The following is a 23,571-nucleotide window of genomic DNA, read 5'->3' as shown; positions in this document are numbered from 1 at the left end:
CCACCGTGACTGCTTCACGCTCCGTTCCCGCTCCCTCGGCGCAATCCCGTTCCGCGAAAGGCGGAACCGCCGCGAAGGGGGCACACCCCTCGCATTCCCCGGCCGATACCTTTGTCATCGACACCTCGGTCCTTTTGTCCGATCCCTGGGCGTTCACCCGGTTCGGCGAACACGACGTCGTGCTACCGCTGGTGGTCATCAGCGAACTCGAAGGCAAACGGCATCACCATGAATTGGGCTGGTTCGCGCGGGAAGCCCTGCGCAACCTGGACGATCTTCGCCTGCAGCACGGCAGGCTGGATCAGCAGGTGCCGATCGGCACCGAGGGTGGAACGCTGCAGGTGGAACTGAACCACACCGATCCCGCGGTCCTTCCGGTCGGATTCCGCACCGACACCAATGATTCCCGAATCCTGGCCTGTGCACTCAATCTGGCGGCCGAGGGCCGTCAGGTGGTGCTCGTGTCCAAGGACATTCCGCTACGGGTCAAGGCGAGTGCGGTGGGCTTGCAAGCCGACGAATACCACGCACAAGACGTCGTTACCTCCGGCTGGTCCGGAATGGTGGAACTCGACGTCAGCACGGCGCAGATCGACCAGCTCTACTCCGAATCCGTCCTCGATATCGACGACGCCCGGGAACTGCCCTGCCACACCGGCATCCGGTTGTTGGGCAGCAGCTCCAGCGCGCTCGGCCGGGTCACCCCGGACAAACGGGTGCAGCTGGTGCGGGAACGGGAGGCATTCGGCCTGCACGGCCGCTCCGCCGAGCAGCGGATCGCGCTCGATCTGCTGCTGGACGAGAGCATCGGCATCGTCTCGCTCGGCGGCCGGGCGGGCACCGGCAAGTCCGCGCTGGCGTTGACCGCGGGCCTGGAGGCGGTGCTGGAGCGGCGAACTCAGCGAAAGGTGGTTGTCTTCCGTCCGCTCTACGCGGTCGGCGGCCAAGAGCTCGGCTACCTGCCGGGCAGCGAGAGCGAGAAGATGGGCCCGTGGGCCCAGGCGGTGTTCGACACGCTCGACGGGCTGGCCAGTCGTGAGGTGATGGAGGAGGTGCTCGCCCGCGACATGCTGGAGGTGTTGCCGCTCACCCACATTCGCGGGCGGTCGTTGCACGACTCGTTCGTGATCGTGGACGAGGCGCAGTCGCTGGAACGCAACGTGCTGCTGACGGTGCTCAGCCGGCTCGGCACGGGATCGCGGGTGGTGCTCACTCACGATGTGGCGCAACGGGACAACCTGCGCGTCGGTCGGCACGACGGCGTGGCCGCGGTGATCGAGAAGCTCAAAGGTCACCCGTTGTTTGCTCACATCACCCTGACCCGCAGTGAGCGCTCGCCGATCGCGGCGCTCGTGACCGAGATGCTGGAGGAGTACGGCCCCAACGCCTGAGTTGGGCAGTGTGTTTCCGCTCACAGTCGCCGGGTAATATCCCTGCGATAGCTGTTCGGTATGACCCGGCGTGTCCCTGGTGGATTCGCCGGGTCATTGCTGAACATCGGCCTAGGCTGCCAGCGGCGTCACCGAGTCGGCGACGTCCTCGGTAGCCACTTTCGAGAGGATGGAAATGCACCACTTCGCTCGACGAACGGCTGGATACACCGCCCTGCTCGCCGCCGCCGGACTGATCGTCGCCGGTTGCAGCAAGGACGACGACAAGAACGACAACAACGCGGCGGCGTCCATCACCACCACCACGGCCGCGATGCAGCACGGCGAGGAGCACGCCTCGGGTGCCGCGGAGGAGACCAAGATCGCCACGCAGCGCGGTGACCTCACGGTCTCCGGCGCGATTTTCGACAAGTACGTGAAGTCGGGCGGTCCGGCAGGCGCGCTCGGCGCTCCGCTGGAGGCGCAGGAGTCCGGTCCCGAGGACGGCAAGTACCAGGACTTCGTCGGCGGCACGGTGTACAAAGCCAAGGACGGCGAAGCGCACATCGTCTGGGGCGAGATCCGCAAGGCGTGGGAGGACAACGGCGGCGCCATGGGCAAGCTCGGCTACCCCACCAGCGACGAGAAGGACATCGCCGGCGGCAAGGAGAGCGACTTCACCGGCGGCACCATCACCTGGGTCGACGGCAAGATCACGGTCACCCCGAAGCAGTAGCCGGTGCGGCGTCCGGGACGCCTCGACCGGTCCCGGACGCCCGTCCAGTCTCATTCCGAAAATCCCCGTATCACGGGCTCAACCGCTAGGTTGTCTAGGTGCAAACTCTCTTGACCGATCGCGAGTTGCTCGAATCCCTCGCGCTGGACGTGGAATCCATTCTGCGCCGTCATATCGACGCCGCCGACGGATGGCAGCCGCATGATTTCGTGCCGTGGGACGACGGTCGCAACTTCGCGTTCCTGCACGGCACCGACTGGGCGCCGGAGCAGTCCGAGCTCAGCGACGTCGCCAAGCTCGCCCTGACCGTCAGCGTGCTGATCGCGGACAACCTGCCCTCGTATCACCGCGAGCTCGGCAAGTACCTGCGCACCGGCGCCTGGTGGCGCTGGGTCGGCCGGTGGACCGCCGAGGAGAACCGCCACGAGATCCTGATCCGCAACTTCCTCATGACGACCAGGTCGGTGGACCCGGTCGCGCTGGAACGGATGCGGATGGACAACATGACCACCGGCTTCCGCCGTCCCGGCATGCACCTGCTCGACGTGCTGGCCGCGTGCGCGTTCGAGGAGGTCGCCGCAGCGATCCGGCATCGCAACATCGCCGCGCTGGGCGAGAGCCCGATGGTCACCGCGATCGCCGAACGCATCGCGATCGACGACGAGATGCAGGCGGTCGTGTTCGCCGAGCTGGTCGAGGCGGGCCTGAACGTGGCGCCGGATCAGGCGATGCGGGCCATCGCCGATCAGGTGGCCGGGTTCACCGTGCCGTCGGTGACGCTGGCCGACGGGCGCAACAGCGACGACGTGCTCGCCGAGGCGGGCATCTACGATCCGGCCAAGCAGGACGAGCTGGTGTTCAAGCCGCTGTTGCAGCGGTGGAACGTCTTCACCCGGACCGATCTCGGCGAAGCGGGCGAAAGGGCCCGCGAAGAACTCGCGCATCTGCGCTGAATTGCTCCCGGTCGGCGCGTGGTTTTACCGCGCCGGCCGGTTTTCTTTCGTGCGCCGCGAAGAATGTGATGAAACACACGCGGTATTGCTCGCGATTAGCTGAGTACATCCGCAATGCGCGGACGCAAGAAAGGAAAGAATCATGATCGCAGCAATTGTTACCGGCCTGGTCGCTCTGGTCAGCCTGGGTGCCGGCGCGTTCCTCGCTGCACTCGGCATCTTTTTGTGATGCCCGGCGCGAGTACGTCTGACTTCGGCTGACCTACCCGCGCACAGCTCGTTCGGGCGTCACGTCGGACCGGTATGAGGGTGTCCGACGTGACGTCCGGCGTAGCGTCGAAAATGCCTATTACTTCTTGTCTTTCACCTTCGCCATCGACAGCACATCCAAACGCCGGTCGAGCTCTGCCTCGGTGAGTTTCTCGTCGAGCAGACCGCGATCGATAACCGTCTGGCGAATTGTCTTCTTCTGCTTCAGCGCTTCCTTCGCGACCGCGGCGGCTTCTTCGTAACCGATTGCCGAATTCAGCGGCGTCACAATCGACGGCGACGATTCCGCCAACGTGCGCAGGTGATCCTCATTGGCGACCAGCCCGCGCACACACCGATCCGCGAAGAGCCGGGAAACATTGGCCAGCAGGCGAATCGACTCGAGCAGATTGCGCGCCATCACCGGGATATAGACATTCAGCTCGAACGCGCCGTTCGCGCCGCCGAACGCGACCGCCGCGTCATTACCGATCACCTGCGCCGCCACCTGCGTGACCGCCTCGGGCAGAACGGGATTGACCTTGCCGGGCATGATCGAACTGCCCGGCTGCAAATCGGGCAGCTGGAGCTCGCCCAGGCCGGTCAGCGGTCCCGAGCCCATCCAGCGAATGTCGTTGGCGATCTTGGTCAGACTGACCGCGACCGTGCGCGCCGCGCCGGACGCCTCGACCAATGCGTCGCGCGCCGCCTGCGCCTCGAAGTGATCCGCCGCCTCGCGCAACGCGTCCAGCCCGGTCGAACGGACCAGCTCCGCGACGACCTTCCCGCCGAAACCCTCGGGCGCGTTGAGGCCGGTGCCGACCGCGGTGCCGCCGATCGGCAGCTCACCGAGCCGCGGCAGCGTCGCCAGCAGCCGCTCGATGCCCGCGGCGACCTGGCGGGTGTAGCCGCCGAACTCCTGACCGAGCGTCACCGGTACCGCGTCCATCAGATGGGTCCGGCCCGACTTGACCACCGTGCGCCACTCGGTCGCCTTGTCCAGCAGGGCGAGCCGCAGGTGGTCCAGCGCGGGTACCAGATCGGTGATGACCGCCTCGGTGGCCGCCAGGTGCACGGCGGTGGGGAAGGTGTCGTTGGACGACTGGGACATGTTCACGTCGTCGTTCGGGTGCACCGTGACCCCGTTCGCCTTGGCGATCGAGGCGATCACCTCGTTGGCGTTCATGTTCGAGCTGGTGCCCGAGCCGGTCTGGAACACATCGATCGGGAACTGCGCGTCGTGCTTGCCCTCGGCGATCTCGTTCGCCGCGGCGATGATGGCGTCGGCCTTGGCCGGATCGAGCAGTCCGAGATCCCGATTCACCTTGGCGCAGGCGGCTTTCAGCAGGCCGAGCGCGCGAATCTGCGCGCGCTCCAGGCCGCGGCCGCTGATCGGGAAGTTCTCCACGGCCCGCTGGGTCTGCGCGCGCCAGAGTGCGTCCACCGGGACCCGGACCTCGCCCATGGTGTCGTGCTCGATGCGGTACTGCTGCGTCTCCTCGGTCATGATTTCGACCCTATGCCGCACCGCGCACCCATGGGGCCGCCACGCCTGTAGCGATCCGCACACCCCGCGTCCGGAATAACCCGCGCAGGCTGGAAGCCCGCGCGCCCGTACCGCACTCGACCGAGGGCGCCCCTCGCCGAAGGCCTTTCCGGCGAACGGCCGGCCCGACCGAGGGGATCCTTCGGTCGGGCCGGCCGGGTAAGGGCGTTTCGGTCGGGTCAGGGTAGGGGTGGAACGGCGTGCTCGTCGCCGATGAAGTCGACGGAGGAGTACTCGCGGAGCTTGGTCAGGCGGTGGTAGGCGTCGATCATCCGGACCGTGCCGGACTTCGAGCGCATGACGATCGACTGGGTGGACGCGCCGCCGCCGTAGTAGCGGACGCCGCGCAGGAGGTCGCCGTCGGTGACGCCGGTCGCGCAGAAGAAGACGTTGTCGCCGGCCACCAGGTCCTCGGTGGTGAGCACCCGGTCGAGATCGTGGCCGGCGTCGATCGCCTTCTGCCGCTCGTCGTCGTCGGTCGGGGCCAGCATGCCCTGGAGTTCGCCGCCCATACAGCGCATCGCGGCGGCCGCGATGATGCCCTCGGGGGTGCCGCCGACGCCGACCAGGATGTCGGTGCCCGAATCGGGGCGAGCCGCGGCGATGGCGCCCGCGACGTCACCGTCGGAGATCAGCCGGATGCGCGCGCCCGCGTCGCGGACCTCCTGGATCAGCCCGGCATGCCGGGGGCGGTCCAGGATGCAGACGGTCAGGTCCGACTTCGACAGATTCTTGGCCTTGGCCACCCGGCGGATGTTCTCGCCGATCGGGACCGAGATATCGATCACGTCGGCGGCGTCCGGGCCGACCGCGATCTTGCTCATGTAGAACACCGCCGACGGATCGAACATCGCGCCGCGCTGGGCGACCGCGAGCACCGCGATCGCGCCCGGCGAGCCCTTCGACATCAACGTGGTGCCGTCGACCGGATCCACCGCGAAGTCGACCTCGGGCCCGGTGCCGTCACCGACCAGCTCGCCGTTGAACAGCATGGGCGCCTCGTCCTTCTCGCCCTCGCCGATGACCACGATGCCGCGCATGGACACCGAGTTCACCAGCTGCCGCATCGCGTCCACCGCGGCACCGTCGCCCCCCTCCTTGTCGCCGCGGCCGACCCACCGGCCCGCGGCCATCGCACCGGCCTCGGTGACGCGGACCAGCTCCAGTGCGAGGTTGCGGTCCGGTGCCTCGCGGCGGCTCGGTGTCGGGGAAGATGCCGTCATTGCGGGGTGCCTCCTGTGCGTCGGTACAGAACTCGATGCGCCGCACGCGGGGTCCTCCGTGGTTACGCAAGCTGCCTGACCGCGCGCGACGGTCCGGACGATTGTCTCACTCCGACTGAGACGGGCGTACACCCTGCACGCCCCAGCGGGGTGCGAGCTCGAGCACCCGACCCACGAGTGGATACTGAGTGCGTGTCCCCACAAAAGCCACGCATCATGAACGACTACCGGGATCTGTTCTGGTCACTGATCCCGCTCGTATTGATCGCCGTGGTTTTCGCCGGCCTGGCCAGCCAATGCAGTTTCGCCGCAAAGGGTCCGACGCAGGGGCAGATCCCCCACTTCGACGTGAAGGCGGCGCTCACCTCCGACGCGCGCAGCCTTCCGTTCCCCATCCGGAACCCGGCCGTGCCCGCCGACTGGACACCCAACTCCGGCAGCCGGGAGAACATCAGCGGCAACGGCGGGGGACCGATCAGCACTGTCGGCTATATCACTGGCCACGGCTCCTACATGCGGTTCAGCCAGAGCAACGCGACCGAGGAATCGATGTCGCGCTTCGTCCTCGGCTCCCGCTACGCCACCGGCACCGAGCAGATCGGTGACCAGAAGTGGATCGTCTACTCCGAGCCCGGCTCGGAACCGGCCTGGATCGCCGATCTCGGCCAGTCCCGGGTGTTGATCACCGGCGCGGGGCAGCGCGACTCGTTCGTCACGCTGGCCCAGGCCGTCGCCGCCGCCCAGCCCATCAAGTCCTGACCGCGGCGGCCGGCCCGCACCTTTCCTAGCGGTGGCTGACCACGTTGACGATGGTGCCGCTGGGATCGCGGACGAAGAAGCGGCGCACGCCCCACTGCTCGTCGGTCAGCGGATAGACGATGTCGGCGCCCTCGGCGGTCATCGCCGCGTGCACGGCGTCCACATCCTCGACCTCGACGCTCAGGTTCGGCTGTAGCTTCTCCGCGTCGGGACCGACCAGCAGCACCTGGGCGGTGGGGTTGGACGGGGAGACCATGGTGACAACCCAGCCGAGATCCATCGCCTCTTCGAACCCGAGCAGCTTGTAGAACTCGCGGCTGCGTTCGATATCGGTGGTGCGGATGTCCGGCGTGGCCCGGCGGATCGTCACTGGCCGTCCTCCAGATCGGTGCGCGACAACGCGTCCTCGACGCGCTTCCTGGCCCCGGCCAGGTGCTCCTCGCAGCGGTTGGCCAGCGCCTCGCCACGCTCCCACAGGGCCAGCGACTCGTCCAGGTCGAGTCCGCCCTGCTCGAGCATCTTCACCACGTTGACCAGCTCGTCTCGGGCACGCTCGTAGCCGAACGCGGCGATCTCGGCCAATTCGGTCTCGGGCTCGGCCACGGTCAGCTCCTCCTGGTTTCGGTGTCTTCGGTGGATCGCGGGCCGAGCACCGTGGTGCCGAGCGCGGCCGCGGTGACCGCGCCGTCGGCGACCCGGATGCGCAGCTGGCTTCCCGCGGGCGCGTCCTCGATCGTGCGCACCACGTGTCGTTCGGGACCGGCGACGCGCTGCACGACAGCGTAGCCACGGGCCAGCGTGGCGGCCGGGCCCACCGCGGTCAGCTTCTCCCGCAGGTGCCTGGTCGCGGTGGCCTCGGTGCGAATGAACTGCTCCGCGCTGCGCCGGGTGGCCGCGCGTAGCCGCTCGACTTCCTCACGGCGACGGTCGATCTCGCGCAACGGATCGGCGAGCACGGGCCGCGAACGCAACTGGGTCAACGCGCGGGTTTCCCGGTCGACCCAGCCGCGCAACGCGGCGGCGGCGCGGGCGCGCAGGTCGTGCACGCCGGCCAACTCCGCCGCGGCGTCGGGGACAACGCGTTTCGCGGCGTCGGTCGGGGTGGCGGCGCGCAGGTCGGCGACCAGATCGCTGAGCGGGTTGTCCGGTTCGTGGCCGATCGCGCTCACGACGGGGGTGGTCGCGGCGACGATGGCGCGGCACAGCGCCTCGTCGGAGAACGGCAGCAGATCCTCCACGCTGCCGCCGCCGCGGGCGAGCACGATCACCTCGACGGCCGGGTCGCGGTCGAGCTGGGCTAGCGCCTCCAGCATCTGCGGCACCGCGCTCGGTCCCTGCACCGCGGTGTTGCGGATCTCGAAACGCACCGCGGGCCAGCGATTTCGGGCGACGGTCAGGACGTCGCGCTCGGCGGCGCTGGCTCGGCCGGTGATCAGGCCGACGGTCTTGGGCAGGAACGGGATCGGCCGCTTGAGCCGCGGATCGAAGAGTCCCTCGGCGGCCAGCAGCGCCTTGAGCCGCTCGATCCTGGCGAGCAGCTCGCCGACGCCGACCGGGCGAATCTCGATGACGCGCAACGACAATGTGCCGCGACCGGTGAAGAAGGACAGCTTGCCGTAGACCACGACCCGGCTGCCCTCTTGCAGCGGGACCGGGGACTTACGGATGAGGTCGGGGTCGCAGGTCACCGACAGCGACATGTCCGCGGACGGGTCGCGCAGCACCAGGAACGCGGTGCGGGTGCCAGGGCGCAGGTTGATCTGGGTGATCTGGCCCTCTACCCAGATGCTGCCGAGGCGATCGATCCACTGCGCGACCTTGATCGCGACGGAGCGGACCGGATACGGCTGCTCGGCGGAGTTCGCCGGAGCGGCGGACGGGGCTTGGGGTTGCTCGGGTTGGCCGGGGGCGGCCCGGCCAACCGTCGACGGAGTCCGGGGTTCGGTCACTGGGCCCGCACGGTGGCGATCCGATTCGTCAGCATGGTCACGAACGGTGCCCGGTCCCGGGTCCGCTGCTCGTAATCCAGCAGCGCGGTGAGGTCTTCGACGGTCAGCATGCGCAGGCGGGCACGCAGCTGCGCGAGGGTCATGTTGGCGTAGTCGTAGCGGGTGGCTACTTCCGGCTCACTGATCGCCGGCGCGGGGTCCTCCGCGCGGACGATCTCCAGTTCCGGTGCCTGCTCGGCGGATTCCGGTTCGGCGACGAAGTCGACCGGGTGGCCGTTGCGCCCGGCCGGGGTCTCCTGGGTGGTGAAGGACGATTCGGGTTCGTCGGCGGCGTAGCGATCGAAGCGGCTGGTGCGCGCCGCGGTGCCGCCGAAGGATTGCTCGCTGTCGAGGTCCTCGTCGAAGGTGGCCCACTCCGGCTGTTCCTCCGGAGCGTTGCCCAATCGATCGAAGACCGCGTCGCCCTTGAGCGCGAGACTGGTCACGAACTGCTGGACGTGCATGGTCGTCTGCAGCATCTGGCTGATGGCGGTGATCGGCAAATTCATTGCGGCCGTGGGTAGCCGGCGAGTTTCCTCAATGGCGTATACGGCGGCCCCGGCGGCTACCCGGGCCAGGAACGGTGGTCGAAACATGGTCCTAGCCTGCCCGAAATGGTGTGCTATGCAAAGGTCGGGGCTCACGGGAGTGATTCTGGCGCATCCGGCCGCGTGCGCAGAGTACGCCTCGCCGCCGCGTGCCGAGTTCGCCCGCAACGCCCGGACGGCATGGAGTCGGTGCACGCACGTAAGCTGTCGGCATGTCCACGGCCATACCCTTGAACGTCGGAATCGCCCGCTCAGCGGGTGCCGGAACCGCCGATACCGCCGGCGGCAAGCGGGTGCTGCTCGCGGAGCCGCGTGGGTACTGCGCCGGCGTGGACCGGGCGGTGGAAACCGTGGAGAAGACGCTGGAGAAGCACGGTGCGCCGATCTACGTGCGCAAGGAGATCGTGCACAACCGCCACGTCGTGGAAACCCTGCGTGAGCAGGGCGTCATCTTCGTCGACGAGACCGACGAGGTGCCCGAGGGCTCGGTCGTGGTGTTCTCCGCGCACGGCGTCTCCCCGGCCGTGCACAGCTCCGCCGCGGCACGCAACCTGCACACCATCGACGCGACCTGCCCGCTGGTCACGAAGGTGCACCAGGAGGCCAAGCGCTTCGCCCGCGACGATTACGACATCCTGCTGATCGGCCACGAGGGCCACGAAGAGGTCGAGGGCACCGCGGGCGAGGCGCCCGATCATGTGCAACTGGTGGACGGCCCGGCCTCGGTGGACAAGGTCACCGTCCGCGACGAGTCGAAGGTGATTTGGCTCTCACAGACCACGCTCAGCGTCGACGAGACGATGGAGACGGTGCAGCGGCTGCGCGAGCGCTTCCCCAAGCTGCAGGATCCGCCGAGCGACGACATCTGCTACGCCACCCAGAATCGTCAGGTCGCGGTCAAGGCGATGGCCCCCGAATGCGATCTGGTGATCGTCGTCGGCTCGCGCAACTCCTCGAACTCGGTCCGGCTGGTCGAGGTCGCCCTCAACGCCGGTGCCAAGGCCGCCTATCTGGTCGACTATGCCCGCGAGGTGGACCCCGCCTGGCTCACCGACGCCCGCACGGTCGGCATCACCTCCGGCGCCTCGGTCCCCGAGATCCTGGTCCGCGGCGTCCTGGACATGCTCGAAGAACACGGCTTCGCCGACGTCCAGCCGGTCACCACGGCCAACGAGACCCTGGTCTTCGCCCTCCCGCGCGAACTGCGCACCACCCGCGCGCGGTAAATCCGTCGCGGCCGAGCCGCCCCGTCTGGCACCATCGCCGCATGCCGGCCGCGATGACACCCGAACAACTCGTCGACCGCACATCACGGGCTGTCGAAGCGGCCGTCGCCGCGGGCCGTGCGCTCGGGCTGCCGGTGACCGACGCGAAGATCCTCCACGATGCCTTCTCCGTGGTGGTACATCTCGCTCCGGCGCCGGTGGTGGTCCGGGTCCCGACCGTGCTGTCCGGCCGGGCCGGCCTCGACGACCAGGCCGCCCGCCAGCAGGTGGAACTCGACGTGGTGGCCTGGCTCGCCGAGCAGGGCCACCCGGTGATTCCGCCGAGTCCGCTGGTATCGCGGGAACCCGTGCGGCGCAACGGTTTCTCGATGACGTTCTGGCAGTTCGTCGAGCAGGACCCGGACGTCGAGCCGGACTACGTGGGCAACTGCGCCCTGATCGCCGACCTGCACGCGGCGCTGCGTGGCTACCCGGCGGAACTGCCGTTCCTGTCCTCGGCCGAACCCGCGTGGGTCACCGAGAGCCTGGCCGCCCTCGCCGCCCGCCCCGAGCTGATCGAGCCCGCTGACCTCGACCGGGCACAGCGGGAATGGGAGGTTCTGGAGCCGGTCCTCCGGACCCGGACAGCGTTCGAGGCGGAGTTTCCGGGAATCGACCTGCAGCCGATCCATGGGGACGCTCCCGCGGTCAATATCGTCGCCACGCCGAATGGTGCCCTGTACGCGGACTTCGAGCTGGCCACACTCGGACCGGTCGAGTGGGATGTGGCGGTTCTCGGTCCCGAATGCGAGGGCGCCTACAACGCCGCTGCCGAGCGCCGTGGGCTGCGGCGGCTCGACGAACGGGTGATGCGCTTCGTCAACGCCGTGGGCATGACCAGGACGCTGTCGTGTCTCGCGCTGGTGCCGCAGCTGCCGATGCTCGCCGAGGCGTTGCAACCGTCGATCGAGCACTGGCGGACCATGCCGTTCGCCGGCGGTCTGCGCGACTGACCTATAGGTTTTCCGGCCTGCGGCGGTCGGTGCGGCTCGAATCGCGCTCGCGGTAGCGGACATTGGGCTGGGGGTGCGGGGGCGGCAGGTCGCTGCGGCGGCGCGGGGGATTGCCGCGGGGTGGTTCGGCGTCCGCGCGCGGGGCTGCCGCGGCGGGGCGCGCGCCGGTGCGCGGGGCCGGTCTGCCCGCGCGCGGGCGGGCCGGGGAGGCCACCCGCGGCGGGGTGTCGGCGACCGGGGTGGCGGAGCGCCGGGACGGACGCGGGCTGTCCTCGATGTCGTCGAGATCGTCCGGATCGTCCTTGGGCCTGCGGGTACGGCGGCGGGCCGAGTCGGCGAGGCCGGCGCCGGAGGTCCGCCCGGTGCGCGGGCGCTTGGTGGCGGTCCGGCCCCAGCTCTCGCCGCGCTTGGACTCGGTGCCACGATCGGCCGGTTCACCGCGGCGCTGCATCAGGATGCGCGCCCCGCCGATCAGCAGGACCAGCGCGGTGGCGAGGAACATGGTGGGGAACCGCTCGACCAGCGGGACCGCCAGCTTCAGCAGGACCTCGGTGATCGAGGTCATGGCCACGGCGGTCAGCACCTTGTAGGCCAGCGGAACCGCGATGAACAGCAGCAGCGGCGGCAGCACCATGGTGGTGAACAGCCCGCGATAGCGGACCGTCAGTACGGCTGCGACACAACCGACGACGTACAGCGCGGCGAAGGTACCGGTCAGATCGGTACTGTCGCCGTTCGCATCGATCAAGAAACCCAGAAACGTGCAGGCAACCGCGATCAGGACCGCCGCGCCCACCGGGATTCCGGGGACCGTCGGCAGTATCGAGCGTTGCGGCGCGGGCACCCGGGTTCGCACACGTTGGGAAGCAGCCACATGATGAACACTAACCTTCGCCGCCTCGGACGGCGTTATGGCACGGCGGTTGTCCGGGCTAATCGTCGGCGTCGGCGAAGCCCACCGCACGTGGCCACGAATCAACCCGCTGGATGGCCGGCACCTCCTGTTCCGCTATTTCCAGGTCGTGCAGTTTGCGCGCGGTGACCATGACCCGCGATTCCACCGACGCCACCGTGTAGTTGAACGCGTCGACCGCCTTGCCGAGTTGCGCGCCGAGCCGGTCCAGATGCCTGCCGGTCATGCCGAGTCGCGCGTACAACTCCTTGCCCAATTGCTGCACGGTCGCCATATCCCGGGACAGCGCCTCCTGCCGCCAGCCGAACGCGACCGTGCGCAGCAACGCGATCAACGTGGTCGGCGTCGCGAGGATCACGTTGCGGCCGAACGCGTACTCCAGCAGTCCCGAGTCCGTGGTCAGCGCCGCGTCCAGGAACGGATCGCCGGGCACGAACAGCACCACGAATTCCGGGGCCGGATCGAACGCCGCCCAGTACGCCTTGTCGGCCAGCTGGTCGATGTGCCCGCGCAGGTGTTTCGCGTGCCGGATCAGGTGTTCGGCGCGCATGTCCGGATCGTCGACCATGCTGGCGTCCAGATAGGCACTGAACGGCACCTTGGCGTCGACCACGATGTGCCTGCCGCCGGACAGATTCACCACCAGGTCGGGCCGGACATTGCCGGTCCGGTCGCCGTCGCCGTCCCCGCGGGCCGCGCGGGTCACCTGGGTGTCGAAGTCGACGTGGCGGGTCATCCCGGCCAGCTCGACCACCCGCTCCAACTGGATCTCGCCCCACCGGCCGCGCACCTGCGGCGCGCGCAACGCCGCGACCAACTGACTCGTCTGGCTGGTCAGCTGGAGCGAGGTGCGCTGCATCCCCGCGACCTGTTCGCGCAGACTCGAATACGCGTTGATCCGGTGATGTTCGACCTGCTGGATGTGCTGGTTCAGCGCGCCGACCGCATCGCGCAGCGGGTCGACCATCGCGCCGATCGCGTGCGAATGCCTGCGCGCCGCATCCTCGTTCGCCGCGGTGAGCGACTGCCGCAACAGGTGCTCGTTGTCCGTGGCCGCCGCCAATCTCGCCTCCGCCTGCGCCGCCCGCTGTCCCGCCCGCGCGGCATGGCCGAGCCAGCCGAGCCCTACCCCGGCGGCGAACACCAGCATCAGTGCGACGAGCATCGGTGCGGTCATAGCGCCGATAGTGCCGCACGCCACCGACAAGTACGCGGCGGTCGGCAATTACGCCGCGTCGTGTCGGCAAACGCAACGGTCAAGCCATACATACGCGGTCGCGCGGGGCGGCCGGTGATGACGCGGCAACCGAATTCGTGACGCGTGTCGCTCGGCCGCCCCGAAACCGGCCGCGCACGCTCCACCTCGCGGCGGGAGGCGGCGTCGAAAACCGCACGCGCGGTTGGGCTGTGCGGCGGCAGAACGGACCGGCACCCACCGCCCGCACCGTGCGCGCGCATCCCGCGGAATAGCTGTCGGAGTGCCGGACGAATCACCGCGGACACGCCGCACGAGCGGGCGGCTATCCGACACGAGGGGTTCGGCAATTGAATTGTGTCGGTGCGGTGGCCTACGGTTTCGCGGATGCGGATGCTGCACACCTCGGACTGGCACATCGGGCGCACGTTCCACGGGGTCGATCTGCTTGCCGACCAGGCGCGTTCACTGACCGCGATCGCGGAGCTGGTGGCCGCGGAGTCGGTCGACGTGGTGGTGCTGCCCGGCGACGTGTACGACCGGTCCATCCCGAGCGCCGACGCGATCGCGGTGTGCAACCGCGGTTTCGAGGCGATCCGCGCGGCCGGCGCCCGCATCGTCGCCACCTCGGGCAACCACGATTCGCCCGCGCGACTAGGCGCCGGCGCGAGCTTCGCGGCCGCGGGCGGGCTGTATCTGCGCACCACCGTCGCCGAGGCCGACCGGCCGATTCTGCTCGACGACGAGCACGGACCCGTCGCCTTCTACGGCATCCCCTACCTGGAACCCGACATCACCCGCGCCGAACTCGGTGTGCCGCAGGCGCGTTCGCACGCCGACATCCTGGCCGCCGCGATGGCCCGGATCCGCGCCGATCTCGCGCAGCGCGACGGTATCCGCACCGTGGTGCTCGCGCACGCCTTCGTCGTCGGCGGCGAGGCGACCGGCTCGGAGCGCTCGATCTCGGTCGGTGGCGTGGAGACGGTGCCGATGTCGGCCTTCGACGGCATCGACTACGTCGCCCTCGGTCACCTGCATTCCCCGCAGACGCTGTCGGAGTCCGTGCGCTACTGCGGCTCGCCGCTGCCGTATTCGTTCGCGGAGAGCTCGCACCGTAAAGCGGTGTGGCTCATCGACCTCGATGCCGACGGACTGCATGCCGTCGAGCGCCGTGACCTACCGGTGGTGCGCGGGCTGACCAAACTGACCGGAACCCTCGACGACCTGCTCAACGACGCCGACCACGCGTCCGCCGAGGAACACTACGTGTCCGCGGTGCTCACCGACTCGACCCGCCCCGTCGACGCCATGCGCAAGCTGCGCGAACGTTTCCCGCACGCGGTGCACGTCGAGTGGGTGCGCCCGGAGGGCAACCCGGAGCTGCGCTACCGTGAACGGGTGCACGGCCGCCGCGACACCGAAGTAGCGCAGAGCTTCCTCACCGACGTCCGCGGCGAGCCGAGCAAGGGCGAAATGGCCTGGCTGGAGCGCGCGCTCGCCGCCGCCGTCGCGGAGCCGGAGCACGCGCTGACCGCCGACTCGGCCGCGGAACTCTCGGCGTGAGCGCGCGGCCCGCCGCTCGCCCCGTGCCGCCGATCGGCAGCGGTCCGCGCGGCGCCGGCGGTGGTGCGACCGCATGAGGCTGCACCGGCTGGAGATGACCGCGTTCGGCCCGTTCGCCGAGACCACGGTCGTCGACTTCGACGCGCTCGGCGCCGACGGGTTGTTCCTGCTGCACGGTCAGACCGGCGCGGGCAAGACCACCGTGCTCGACGCGATCGCGTTCGCCCTCTACGGCCGGGTCCCCGGCGCCCGCGGCGAGAGCAAGCGGCTGCACTCCGACCACGCGGCGGAACAGACGCCGCCACAGGTGATCCTGGAGGCGACCCTCGGCGGGCGGCGGGTGCGGCTGACCCGCATCCCCGAATTCGAACGCCCGAAGCTGCGTGGCACCGGCATGCGCACCGATCCCGCCAAGGCGACACTGGCCTGGCTGGACGGCCGCGGCGAAAACCTTTCCCGCATACCCGATATCGGCGACGAGATCATCCGGCTGCTCGGCATGAGCGCCGACCAGTTCTTCCAGGTGGTGCTGCTGCCGCAGGGCGACTTCGCCCGATTCCTGCGGGCGGACAACGAAGACCGGGAGAAGCTGCTCGAAAAGCTTTTCGACACCGAACGATTCGGCAGCGCCGAACAGTGGCTCGCGGACCGGCGGCGCGCCTCCACCGCCGACCTCGACTCCCGCAAGCAGGGCATCGACCGGCTGATCGCGCAGGTCGGCGTCGCGGCCGGGACGGGCGCGGCCGAGACCATCGGGCCGCTGGAGGCGGTCGGCTGGTCGCAGGAGCTCCTCGCCACCGCGCGTACCGATCTGACCGCCGCGGCGGCGGAAGCCGAACGCCGCCAACAGGAGTCGGGCCGGGTCCGCGCGCTCGCCGAGGAGCAACGCCGCCTGCACGAACTCCGCCGCCGCATGTCGGCCGCCCGCGGGCAGCTCGACGACTACGCCGCGGCCACGGACCACCGCACCGCGTTGCAGGCCGAACTCGAACTGGCCCGCCGCGCCGAGCCGGTCGCGGCGGCCATCGACGAGGCACGCGACGCCGTCATGCAGCTGCGTCGCCGTGATGCGGAAACGCTCAGCGCCAGTAGCGCATTGGCCGCACGCCTGGTCGAGCCCGCCGGCGCCGACCTCGGCGGCGTGGAGTTGGTCCAACTCGAACGCGAGAGTGCCGATCTCGAGCCTCGCGCCGGAGCCGAGGACCACTCCACCACCGAACAGCGCGACGCCCGGCGACTCCGTGCTAACCGCCCTGGCGCCGAGTCGGATCACGCGCGATCCGCGGGCCCGGCGACCATCCGGGACGACGCCGATATCGACGCGGCGATTCGACGGTGGAGCGCGCAGATCGGCGGACTGGACGAGGTCCGCGCCGACGCGACCGCGGCGACCAGGCTCACCCGGGAGCTTGCGGGGCTGCGCGACGAAGACGCGGCGCTCAACACGCAGGTGACGAAGCTGACCCGGTTGCGTGAACAACTTCCGGGTGCGCTCGCCACGCTCGAGGCTCGGTTGCGGGAGGCGACGAACGCGGCCGCCACCCTGCCGACCCTGACGGCCGAATGCGAGCGGCTACAGACCGCCGCCGCGGCCGCGGTCGAACTCGCCTCCCGCAAAACGGGTTTGGACCATGCCCAGGTCGAGTTCGAGTCGGCCCGCGCCGCCCACAACGACGCCAAGGAGCGCGTCCTCGATCTGCGCGAGCGCAGGCTGGCCGGCATGGCCGCCGAACTGGCCGCCGGGCTCGCCGACGGCCAGCCCTGCACGGTGTGCGGTTCCGCCGACCACCCCGCGCCCGCCCGTCCCGCCGCCACCGCCGTGTCCAAGGACGCCGAAGAGTCCGCGATGGCCGTCGAACGCGCCGCCGAGGAGGCGCGCGACCGCGTGCAGGCCCGCATCGCCACGCTGGAGCGCGAGATCGAGGCGCTCATCGCCCGCGGCGGCGACGCCGACCGGGTGGAACTGGCCGCCGCCCTGCGCGCCGCCACCGACCGCTACGAGGACACCGCCGAGCTGGCCGCCCTCGTCGACGGCCTGACCGCCGAACTCTCCCGCCTGCGCACCGACGAGTCCCGACTGCACGACGAGCTCCGCGAATCCGATTCGCGCCGAAGCACAGTCGCCGCGAACGTCGCCACCGCGACCACCCGCCTCGCCGAGCTCAACGACCGCCTCCGTGCCGCCGCGGGCGCCGACGAGACGATCGAACGCCGCCACGCCCGCCTCACCGCCCTCGTCGCCGACGCCACCAGCCTGCGCGACGCCCGCGCCGACGCGGCCGCCGCCCGCGAGCAGGTCGCCATCATCGCCGAACGCGTCGAAAACCTCGCTCGTGCAGCAGGTTTCATACCCGAAGGCGAAGTCGGCCGGCCGCCCACCGACGACTCGGCGACGGTATCTTCGTCGCACTCGGCCGAGGTCGAAGCACCCCACGACGTTGTCGCGCGCCTCACCGCCTACGCGCGCGTGGTTACCGCCGCGAGTCGCACCGCCCAGCGCCAGGCGGAGATCGAGGCCGAACTCACCGCCGCGGACCGCGCGCGGGCGCACGCGGAAGCCGTTCTGGCAGAACCGGAAATCCGCGCTGCGGCGACCGCCGAACCCGGCGACCTCACCGAACTGGAATCCGCGGTCGCCGCGGCGCAGCAGCAGCTGAACACCGCCGTCGCCGCACACGCCGAAGCGACCAGGCGAGTCGGCCTGCTGGAAGACCTCGGCGGTCAACTCTGGGCGGCGGTCGATCGAATCGCGCCGCTGCAACGCACCCACGACGAACTGGCCGGCCTCGCCGAGGTCGTCGCGGGCCGTGGCGAGAACAACCGCCGAATGTCGCTGCGCTCCTACGTCCTTGCCGCCCGACTGGAGGAGGTGGCCCAGGCGGGTTCGCTGCGCCTGCGCCGAATGTCCGGCGGCCGTTACGAATTCGTCCACTCCGACAAGGCGGGCCCGCGCGGTCGCCGCGGCGGACTCGGCCTCGACATCCGGGACGACTACACCGGGGCCATCCGCCCCGCCAAAACGCTCTCCGGCGGCGAAACCTTCATGGCCTCACTGTCGTTGGCCCTCGGCCTCGCCGACACCGTAGCGGCCGAATCCGGCGGCCTGGTGCTGGACACCCTCTTCATCGACGAGGGCTTCGGCGGCCTCGACGCCGACACCCTCGACGCGGTGATGGGCGTGCTCGACGAACTCCGCGCGGGCGGCCGGGTGGTCGGCGTCGTCAGCCACGTCGACGAGATGCGCCAGCGCATCCCCAGCCGCCTGCATGTCCGTCGCGGCCGCACCGGCTCGCACCTCGAGGCCACCGTCGCCTGACCGGCCCGCCGGACGTGCCCGCTGTATCGAGCGCGCCGAGCCGGTCACGCCTCGTGATCGAGCAGCCAGCGCTTGACCGGCAGACCCCAGCGGAAGCCGCCGAGCGCGCCGCCGATGCGGTAGATGCGGTGGCACGGGACGAACAGCGCCGCCGCATTCCGGGCACACGCGTTGGCCGCGGCCCGGGTGGCGTCGGGACGACCGGAGATCGCGGCGTACTCGGTATAGGTGATCGGTGCGCCCGCAGGCACCTTGCGCAGCACATCCCACGCGTGCATGAGGAATTCGCCGGATCGCTGACGAACCGGGACCGCATCGATCGCCGCGAGATCGCCCGCGTGATAGGCGGTGATGATCCGGGTCAGCGCACCGAGCGAATCTCGTTGCCGCAGTTCGGCCGGGCGCAGGGTCGGATGGATCACCGGGGTCAGGTCGCCGACCTCGGCGGTCCAGCCGGAGGCGATGACCGCACCGTCGCTGTCGATCACGGCGGTGAACGGACCGATCGGCGTCTCGACTGTCGCGAAATCCGCGGTGGGCGTGCCGATCTGGCGCTTGGTCGAGCGAACAGCGGTGGGGGCGTTCATGCTTCGGACTTCGCTTTCGAGGAGGCGGACTTGGCCGCGGCGGTCTTGGATCGGTCGGCGCGCTCGGTCAGCGCCGCCTTCCACAGGTGCATGGACAGATACGAGCGCCACGGCGCCCAGTGCGCGGTGTCGGCGAGGTCGATGCCGAGCACCGCGGCGCCCTGTCGAACCACCAGATCGGTGTTCAGCAGCACGTCCGGATCGGCGAGCAGCCGCATGGTCACGTAGTCGGCCGTCCACGGGCCGACCCCGTCCAGTGCCAAGAGGTCGCGACGCAGATCGGCCGCGGTGCGCCCCTGATGCAACGCCAGTTCGCCGCAGGCGAGGGCCTCGGCCGCGCCGACGATCGACCGGACCCGGCGGGTCGGTCCGGTGAGCACTTCGGCGCCCCGTTCGGCGATCACCGCGGGCGTGGGGAACAGCAGCGGAATCGGCCCGTCGACCCGGTCGCCGAGCGCGTCCACCAGCCGGGCGGTGTGCGTCGCCGCCGCCGAGACGGAGATCTGCTGCCCGATCATGGTGCGCAGCAGCAGTTCCGGACCGTCGAGGCAGCCCGGCACCCGAATGCCGGGGGAGAACACCGGCCGTCGTCCCGCACCGGGATCGAGCGCGGTCTCGGCGTCCGGCGGCGATCCCGCGCCCGCGTCCGGCAGCCGCGTGGTGTCCGGCCCGGCCAGCTCCGGCGTCGAAACCGGTTGTCCCGGAGCGACGCCCAGCGCCTCGTCGATGCCGATCGGGTCGGCGTCGAGGTCGAGCAGATGCCGCAGGCGCGCCACCGTCGGGGCGAGGTCGCGCATGTCGTGCAGGGCCAGCTCGGCCCGCACATGGTCGCGCTGGAAGCTCAACCGGGTGGTCGCATGGCCGTGCGGGGTCCGCAGATTCCGCGTGTATACGCGGTTCTCCCACAGCTCCATGCCGGGCACCACGTGCGCCGACAGGAACCACTCCAGCCAGGCCTTGTCCAGCGGCTCGCGATAGGGCAGCCGCAGGCTGAGGTTGCCGTTGACGGCGGGCGCCGGGCGCCCGTTCGCCGCGGACTTCACCCGGTGCGCCTCGGTGCGCATGGTGGTCGGGCTGACCGCGAACACCTCGCGCACCGTGTCGTTGAACTGGCGGATGCTGGCGAACCCGGCCGCGAAGGCGATGTCGGACATGGGCATTGCCGTCGTCTGGATCAACAGTCGGGCGGTGTGCGCCCGGTGCGCGCGGGCCAGCGCCAGCGGTCCGGCGCCGAGTTCGGTGGTGAGCACGCGGGTCAACTGCCGCTGCGAATAGCCGAGGGTGGCGGCCAGCGCGGGCACGCCGCCGCGTTCGATGACGCCGTCGCCGATCAGCCGCATCGCCCGCGCGGCCAGGTCGGCCCTGGTGTTCCAGAGCGGGGATCCGGGGGCCGCGTCCGGCAGGCAGCGGCGGCAGGCCCGATACCCGGCCTGCTGCGCCGCCGCCGCGGTGGGTAAGAACGAGACGTTCGCCCGTTTCGGCGTGATCGCCGGACACGAAGGGCGGCAATAGATTCCGGTGGTCCGCACCGCGGTGAAGAACTGTCCGTCGAAGCGGGAGTCCCTGGTCGACACCGCCCGGTAGCACCGCTCGAAATCAAACGCCGTGATCGTCACGCCAACCACAATGTCAGGTAAGGGCATACTCCGCTAGCGGAAATCTGCCATCACCGCCCGAGATCATCCGGGCGTGGCCGGGCCGCGCGACGAACGCGCAGATCAGCCCGGCCGGGGCCGGCGGAGCGTCGCCCTCATCGCGTCGCCCCGCCGGGCCTCAGCAGCAGCGGTTCGTCGGGTTGTGGTCCGCGTCCGCGTGCCGGGTGCGCCAGTATTCGCGTTCCGTCGGCACCGCGCAGCCGGGATGGTTGCGGGTCAGATGGTCCACGTACCGCTGATAGTCCTGGCCGCCGAGGATCGAATTGAACCACCAGCCGGCCGCGCGAACCGCTGTCGCACAAGAGCTTCCGGCGGCCCACAGGCTCCGCAGGGCAGCCGGTCGACGGTCCTGCGGAGCCACGCGCACGGTCAATGCGTCACTTTCGGCTGCGCGGCGCCCGGTGCTCGGACCTTCCCCGATTCGATCAGGGCGTTCCATTCCCGCTGCACCTCCTTCTCCGTCTGGGTGGCCAGGAAGGACTTCGGCGCGAAGATCTTCGACGGCTCGTCCGGCGACTCACTGTCGGGTCCGCCGCCCGCGCGCCAGGCGCGTACGCAGACCCACAGTCCGACGACAGCCACCACCAGCACCAGCACCGCGAAGATGATGGACAGGCTGCCCTGGATGAAGGTGTTGCGCACGACCTTGTCCATGTCGGCGGCGGTCTTCGCGGGCGCCAAGATCTTGCCCGCGTCCACCGCGGCGACGTAGTTGCTGTGCTGCTTCCAGTAGCCGATGCTCGGATCGGCGGAGAAGATCTTCTGCCAGGACGCCGTCATCGTCACGGTGAGATCCCAGATCAGCGGGATCGCCGGAATCCAGGCCCACTTGATCAGGCCCTTCTTGATCACGATGGTCAGTACCACGGTGAGCGCGATCGCGGCGAGCAGCTGGTTGGAGATGCCGAACAGCGGATACAGCGTGTAGATGCCGCCGAGCGGATCGGTGACACCCATCAGCAGCACCGAACCCCACGCGGCGACCACGATCGCCGAGCAGAGCCAGGCGCCAGGACGCCAGGACGGATCCTTGAACTTCTTGGCCGGGCCGCCGAGGTTGCCCAGCGAGTCCGACAGCATGAACCGCGCGACCCGGGTGCCCGCGTCGATCGTGGTGAGGATGAACAGCGCCTCGAACATGATCGCGAAGTGGTACCAGAACGACTTGAGCCCGGTGCCGCCGAGGAACCGGTGCAGCACCTCGGACATGCCGACGGCCAGCGTCGGCGCGCCACCGGTCCGCGAGACGATGCTGGTCTCGCCGACGTCCTTGGCCGCCTGGGTCAGCTCCGCCGGGGTGATCGGATTCCCGCTCAGGCCAAGGCTATTGGTGTAGGCGGCCGCCTTCTCCGCGGTGCCGCCGGTGAGGCCGGCGCTCGCGTTCATGGCGAAGTACAGGTGCTGGTCGATGATGCTCGCGGTGATGATCGCCATCACCGCGACGAACGACTCCATCAGCATGCCCGCGTAGCCGATCATCCTGGCCTGCGACTGCTTCTCCAGCAGCTTCGGCGTGGTGCCGGAGGAGACCAGCGAGTGGAATCCGGACAGCGCGCCGCAGGCGATGGTGATGAACAGGAACGGGAACAGGCTGCCCGCGAACGCCGGGCCCTTGCCCGAGCCGGCGAACTCGGAGACCGCAGGGGCCTTCAGCACCGGCATAGTGATCAGGACGCCGACCGCCAGCAGGACGATGGTGCCGATCTTCATGAAGGTGGACAGGTAGTCGCGCGGCGCGAGCAGCAGCCACACCGGCAGCACCGAGGCGACGAAGCCGTACACGATCAGGCACCAGGCGATGGTGGTGCCGGACAGGGTGAACAGGTCCTGGCCCCAACCGGATCCGGCCACCCAGTTGCCCGAGATGATGGCGAGCAGCAGCAGCGCGAAGCCGATGATGGAGACCTCGCCGACCTTGCCCGGCCGGAAGTACCGCAGATAGATGCCCATGAACAGGGCGATCGGGATGGTCATCGCGATGGAGAACACGCCCCACGGGCTGCCGCCCTGCAGCGTCCCGTCCTTGCCCGGCGTCGCGGCCAGCGCGTTCACCACGACGATGCCGAGCACCGCGAGCAGGATCATCATGATCACCAGCACGGCGATGATCGCGGCGACGCCGCCGACCACGCCGAGCTCGTCGCGGGCCATCTGCCCGAGGCTGCGGCCACGGCGGCGGGTCGAGGCCCACAGCACCAGGTAGTCCTGCACCGCGCCGGCGAACACGACGCCGATCACGATCCACAGCACGCCCGGCAGGTAGCCCATCTGGGCGGCGAGGACGGGGCCGACGAGCGGGCCCGCGCCGGCGATGGCGGCGAAGTGGTGCCCGAACAGCACCCGCCGGTCCATCGGCATGTAATCCTTGCCGTTTTCCAGGATCTCGGCCGGGGTGGCCTGATCGTCGCGCGGCTTGACGATCTTGTATTCGATGAGTCTCGAATAGAACTGGTAGGCCAATACATAGGTGGCCACGGCCGCGACCACGATCCAGACCGCGTTGACCGACTCGCCGCGCGAGATGGCGAGGACCGCCCAGGCGATCGCGCCGACGATCGCGATGGCGGCGAAGATGCCCTTTTTAGCAGGGGTAAGAGGCGAACGGTCCACGACACCCACGGGAGGGAGGTCGGGATCAGTCCGGAGGTATTCGATGGTCGCCATGCGAACTACTCTCCCGTGATCGAGCTGGACTTGCTGAAACGTTCACAACGTAGCTGAACTGAAGCGCGAATGAGCCGGACTTAGTGAA

Annotated in this window: 20 protein-coding genes; 8 read left to right on the top strand and 12 right to left on the bottom strand. The window is 69.6% G+C overall.

The window, feature by feature from the left end; all coding sequences use genetic code 11:
• Nucleotides 1-5 precede the first annotated feature (5 nt).
• The 3 genes from ACFQ9K_RS26095 to ACFQ9K_RS26085 all read left to right on the top strand — a co-directional run bounded on the left by ACFQ9K_RS26095 (nucleotide 6) and on the right by ACFQ9K_RS26085 (nucleotide 3,059).
• Nucleotides 6-1,391: a PhoH family protein gene (locus ACFQ9K_RS26095; protein WP_364722383.1), complete on the top strand. Its 1,386-nt coding sequence runs from the start codon at nucleotides 6-8 to the stop codon at nucleotides 1,389-1,391.
• Nucleotides 1,392-1,566: 175 nt separating this feature from the next.
• Nucleotides 1,567-2,106 (top strand): LGFP repeat-containing protein, encoded by a 540-nt coding sequence (locus ACFQ9K_RS26090; RefSeq protein ID WP_378720689.1) that lies wholly within the window; start codon nucleotides 1,567-1,569, stop codon nucleotides 2,104-2,106.
• Nucleotides 2,107-2,204: 98 nt separating this feature from the next.
• Nucleotides 2,205-3,059 carry an acyl-ACP desaturase gene (locus ACFQ9K_RS26085; RefSeq protein WP_378720688.1) on the top strand — a complete coding sequence of 285 codons (855 nt, stop codon included), beginning with the start codon at nucleotides 2,205-2,207 and terminating at the stop codon, nucleotides 3,057-3,059.
• Between the two features lie 349 nt (nucleotides 3,060-3,408).
• Here ACFQ9K_RS26085 and ACFQ9K_RS26080 read toward each other — a convergent pair whose 3' ends face one another.
• Together ACFQ9K_RS26080 and glpX are read right to left on the bottom strand one after the other, a co-directional pair.
• The gene (locus ACFQ9K_RS26080) at nucleotides 3,409-4,815 is read right to left on the bottom strand and encodes a class II fumarate hydratase (protein WP_378720687.1); all 1,407 of its coding nucleotides are present in this window, start codon (nucleotides 4,813-4,815) and stop codon (nucleotides 3,409-3,411) included.
• Between the two features lie 218 nt (nucleotides 4,816-5,033).
• The gene (gene glpX / locus ACFQ9K_RS26075; RefSeq protein ID WP_378722436.1) at nucleotides 5,034-6,077 is read right to left on the bottom strand and encodes a class II fructose-bisphosphatase; all 1,044 of its coding nucleotides are present in this window, start codon (nucleotides 6,075-6,077) and stop codon (nucleotides 5,034-5,036) included.
• Nucleotides 6,078-6,269: 192 nt separating this feature from the next.
• Here glpX and ACFQ9K_RS26070 point away from each other — a divergent pair, with 192 nt between their 5' ends.
• On the top strand, nucleotides 6,270-6,836 hold the full coding sequence (locus tag ACFQ9K_RS26070; protein ID WP_378722437.1) for a DUF4245 domain-containing protein: 567 nt from the start codon (nucleotides 6,270-6,272) through the stop codon (nucleotides 6,834-6,836).
• A 25-nt stretch (nucleotides 6,837-6,861) separates the two neighbouring features.
• Here the strand turns inward: ACFQ9K_RS26070 and ACFQ9K_RS26065 are convergent, their stop codons facing one another.
• From ACFQ9K_RS26065 to ACFQ9K_RS26050, 4 genes are read right to left on the bottom strand one after another with little or no spacing between them, the layout of a single operon-like run.
• A complete protein-coding gene (locus ACFQ9K_RS26065) occupies nucleotides 6,862-7,206 on the bottom strand; it encodes a VOC family protein (RefSeq protein ID WP_378722438.1) in 345 nt (114 codons plus the stop codon).
• Nucleotides 7,203-7,439 carry an exodeoxyribonuclease VII small subunit gene (locus ACFQ9K_RS26060; RefSeq protein WP_378722439.1) on the bottom strand — a complete coding sequence of 79 codons (237 nt, stop codon included), beginning with the start codon at nucleotides 7,437-7,439 and terminating at the stop codon, nucleotides 7,203-7,205. Before ACFQ9K_RS26060 ends, ACFQ9K_RS26065 begins: the two co-directional genes overlap by 4 nt.
• A gap of 2 nt (nucleotides 7,440-7,441) precedes the next feature.
• Nucleotides 7,442-8,785 (bottom strand): exodeoxyribonuclease VII large subunit, encoded by a 1,344-nt coding sequence (gene xseA, locus ACFQ9K_RS26055; protein ID WP_378722441.1) that lies wholly within the window; start codon nucleotides 8,783-8,785, stop codon nucleotides 7,442-7,444.
• On the bottom strand, nucleotides 8,782-9,420 hold the full coding sequence (locus tag ACFQ9K_RS26050) for a lipid droplet-associated protein (protein ID WP_378722442.1): 639 nt from the start codon (nucleotides 9,418-9,420) through the stop codon (nucleotides 8,782-8,784). Before ACFQ9K_RS26050 ends, xseA begins: the two co-directional genes overlap by 4 nt.
• A gap of 164 nt (nucleotides 9,421-9,584) precedes the next feature.
• On the opposite strand from ACFQ9K_RS26050, the gene ACFQ9K_RS26045 reads away from it, so the two are divergent.
• Both ACFQ9K_RS26045 and ACFQ9K_RS26040 read left to right on the top strand, forming a co-directional pair.
• The gene (locus ACFQ9K_RS26045; RefSeq protein WP_378722443.1) at nucleotides 9,585-10,598 is read left to right on the top strand and encodes a 4-hydroxy-3-methylbut-2-enyl diphosphate reductase; all 1,014 of its coding nucleotides are present in this window, start codon (nucleotides 9,585-9,587) and stop codon (nucleotides 10,596-10,598) included.
• A gap of 41 nt (nucleotides 10,599-10,639) precedes the next feature.
• A complete protein-coding gene (locus ACFQ9K_RS26040; protein WP_378722444.1) occupies nucleotides 10,640-11,590 on the top strand; it encodes a phosphotransferase family protein in 951 nt (316 codons plus the stop codon).
• A 1-nt stretch (nucleotide 11,591) separates the two neighbouring features.
• Here the strand turns inward: ACFQ9K_RS26040 and ACFQ9K_RS26035 are convergent, their stop codons facing one another.
• On the bottom strand, nucleotides 11,592-12,464 hold the full coding sequence (locus ACFQ9K_RS26035; RefSeq protein WP_378722445.1) for a DUF6542 domain-containing protein: 873 nt from the start codon (nucleotides 12,462-12,464) through the stop codon (nucleotides 11,592-11,594).
• Nucleotides 12,465-12,522: 58 nt separating this feature from the next.
• The gene (locus tag ACFQ9K_RS26030) at nucleotides 12,523-13,680 is read right to left on the bottom strand and encodes a DNA recombination protein RmuC (protein WP_378722446.1); all 1,158 of its coding nucleotides are present in this window, start codon (nucleotides 13,678-13,680) and stop codon (nucleotides 12,523-12,525) included.
• A 405-nt stretch (nucleotides 13,681-14,085) separates the two neighbouring features.
• Here ACFQ9K_RS26030 and ACFQ9K_RS26025 point away from each other — a divergent pair, with 405 nt between their 5' ends.
• Nucleotides 14,086-15,261, top strand: coding sequence for an exonuclease SbcCD subunit D (locus tag ACFQ9K_RS26025; RefSeq protein WP_378722447.1), 1,176 nt, complete (start codon nucleotides 14,086-14,088; stop codon nucleotides 15,259-15,261).
• A gap of 73 nt (nucleotides 15,262-15,334) precedes the next feature.
• Nucleotides 15,335-18,577, top strand: coding sequence for an AAA family ATPase (locus tag ACFQ9K_RS26020; protein WP_378722448.1), 3,243 nt, complete (start codon nucleotides 15,335-15,337; stop codon nucleotides 18,575-18,577).
• 44 nt (nucleotides 18,578-18,621) lie between these two features.
• Here ACFQ9K_RS26020 and ACFQ9K_RS26015 read toward each other — a convergent pair whose 3' ends face one another.
• The 4 genes from ACFQ9K_RS26015 to ACFQ9K_RS26000 form a co-directional block, all read right to left on the bottom strand.
• Complete coding sequence (locus ACFQ9K_RS26015) at nucleotides 18,622-19,164, bottom strand: methylated-DNA--[protein]-cysteine S-methyltransferase (protein ID WP_378722449.1); 543 nt, start codon at nucleotides 19,162-19,164, stop codon at nucleotides 18,622-18,624.
• Nucleotides 19,161-20,807: a DNA-3-methyladenine glycosylase 2 family protein gene (locus ACFQ9K_RS26010; RefSeq protein WP_378722450.1), complete on the bottom strand. Its 1,647-nt coding sequence runs from the start codon at nucleotides 20,805-20,807 to the stop codon at nucleotides 19,161-19,163. The genes ACFQ9K_RS26015 and ACFQ9K_RS26010 overlap by 4 nt, the downstream gene beginning before the upstream one ends.
• A 130-nt stretch (nucleotides 20,808-20,937) precedes the next feature.
• Nucleotides 20,938-21,141, bottom strand: coding sequence for a YbdD/YjiX family protein (locus ACFQ9K_RS26005; RefSeq protein WP_378722457.1), 204 nt, complete (start codon nucleotides 21,139-21,141; stop codon nucleotides 20,938-20,940).
• A 47-nt stretch (nucleotides 21,142-21,188) separates the two neighbouring features.
• Nucleotides 21,189-23,483, bottom strand: a complete 2,295-nt coding sequence (locus ACFQ9K_RS26000) for a carbon starvation CstA family protein (protein WP_378722451.1) — start codon at nucleotides 23,481-23,483, stop codon at nucleotides 21,189-21,191.
• Nucleotides 23,484-23,571: the final 88 nt, after the last annotated feature.

Origin of the sequence: Nocardia sp. NPDC056564, assembly GCF_042793755.1 — a bacterium.
Taxonomy (GTDB): domain Bacteria; phylum Actinomycetota; class Actinomycetes; order Mycobacteriales; family Mycobacteriaceae; genus Nocardia.
This window is presented reverse-complemented; position numbering and strand designations above follow the sequence as displayed.

Coding starts and splice junctions, on each gene's coding strand:
- ACFQ9K_RS26090 (WP_378720689.1), top strand. CDS start 1,567: ATGCACCACTTCGCTCGACGAACGGCTGGATACACCGCCCTGCTCGCC.
- ACFQ9K_RS26080 (WP_378720687.1), bottom strand. CDS start 4,815: ATGACCGAGGAGACGCAGCAGTACCGCATCGAGCACGACACCATGGGC.
- glpX (WP_378722436.1), bottom strand. CDS start 6,077: ATGACGGCATCTTCCCCGACACCGAGCCGCCGCGAGGCACCGGACCGC.
- ACFQ9K_RS26050 (WP_378722442.1), bottom strand. CDS start 9,420: ATGTTTCGACCACCGTTCCTGGCCCGGGTAGCCGCCGGGGCCGCCGTA.
- ACFQ9K_RS26045 (WP_378722443.1), top strand. CDS start 9,585: ATGTCCACGGCCATACCCTTGAACGTCGGAATCGCCCGCTCAGCGGGT.
- ACFQ9K_RS26040 (WP_378722444.1), top strand. CDS start 10,640: ATGCCGGCCGCGATGACACCCGAACAACTCGTCGACCGCACATCACGG.
- ACFQ9K_RS26030 (WP_378722446.1), bottom strand. CDS start 13,680: ATGACCGCACCGATGCTCGTCGCACTGATGCTGGTGTTCGCCGCCGGG.
- ACFQ9K_RS26025 (WP_378722447.1), top strand. CDS start 14,086: ATGCGGATGCTGCACACCTCGGACTGGCACATCGGGCGCACGTTCCAC.
- ACFQ9K_RS26020 (WP_378722448.1), top strand. CDS start 15,335: ATGAGGCTGCACCGGCTGGAGATGACCGCGTTCGGCCCGTTCGCCGAG.
- ACFQ9K_RS26015 (WP_378722449.1), bottom strand. CDS start 19,164: ATGAACGCCCCCACCGCTGTTCGCTCGACCAAGCGCCAGATCGGCACG.
- ACFQ9K_RS26010 (WP_378722450.1), bottom strand. CDS start 20,807: ATGCCCTTACCTGACATTGTGGTTGGCGTGACGATCACGGCGTTTGAT.
- ACFQ9K_RS26000 (WP_378722451.1), bottom strand. CDS start 23,483: ATGGCGACCATCGAATACCTCCGGACTGATCCCGACCTCCCTCCCGTG.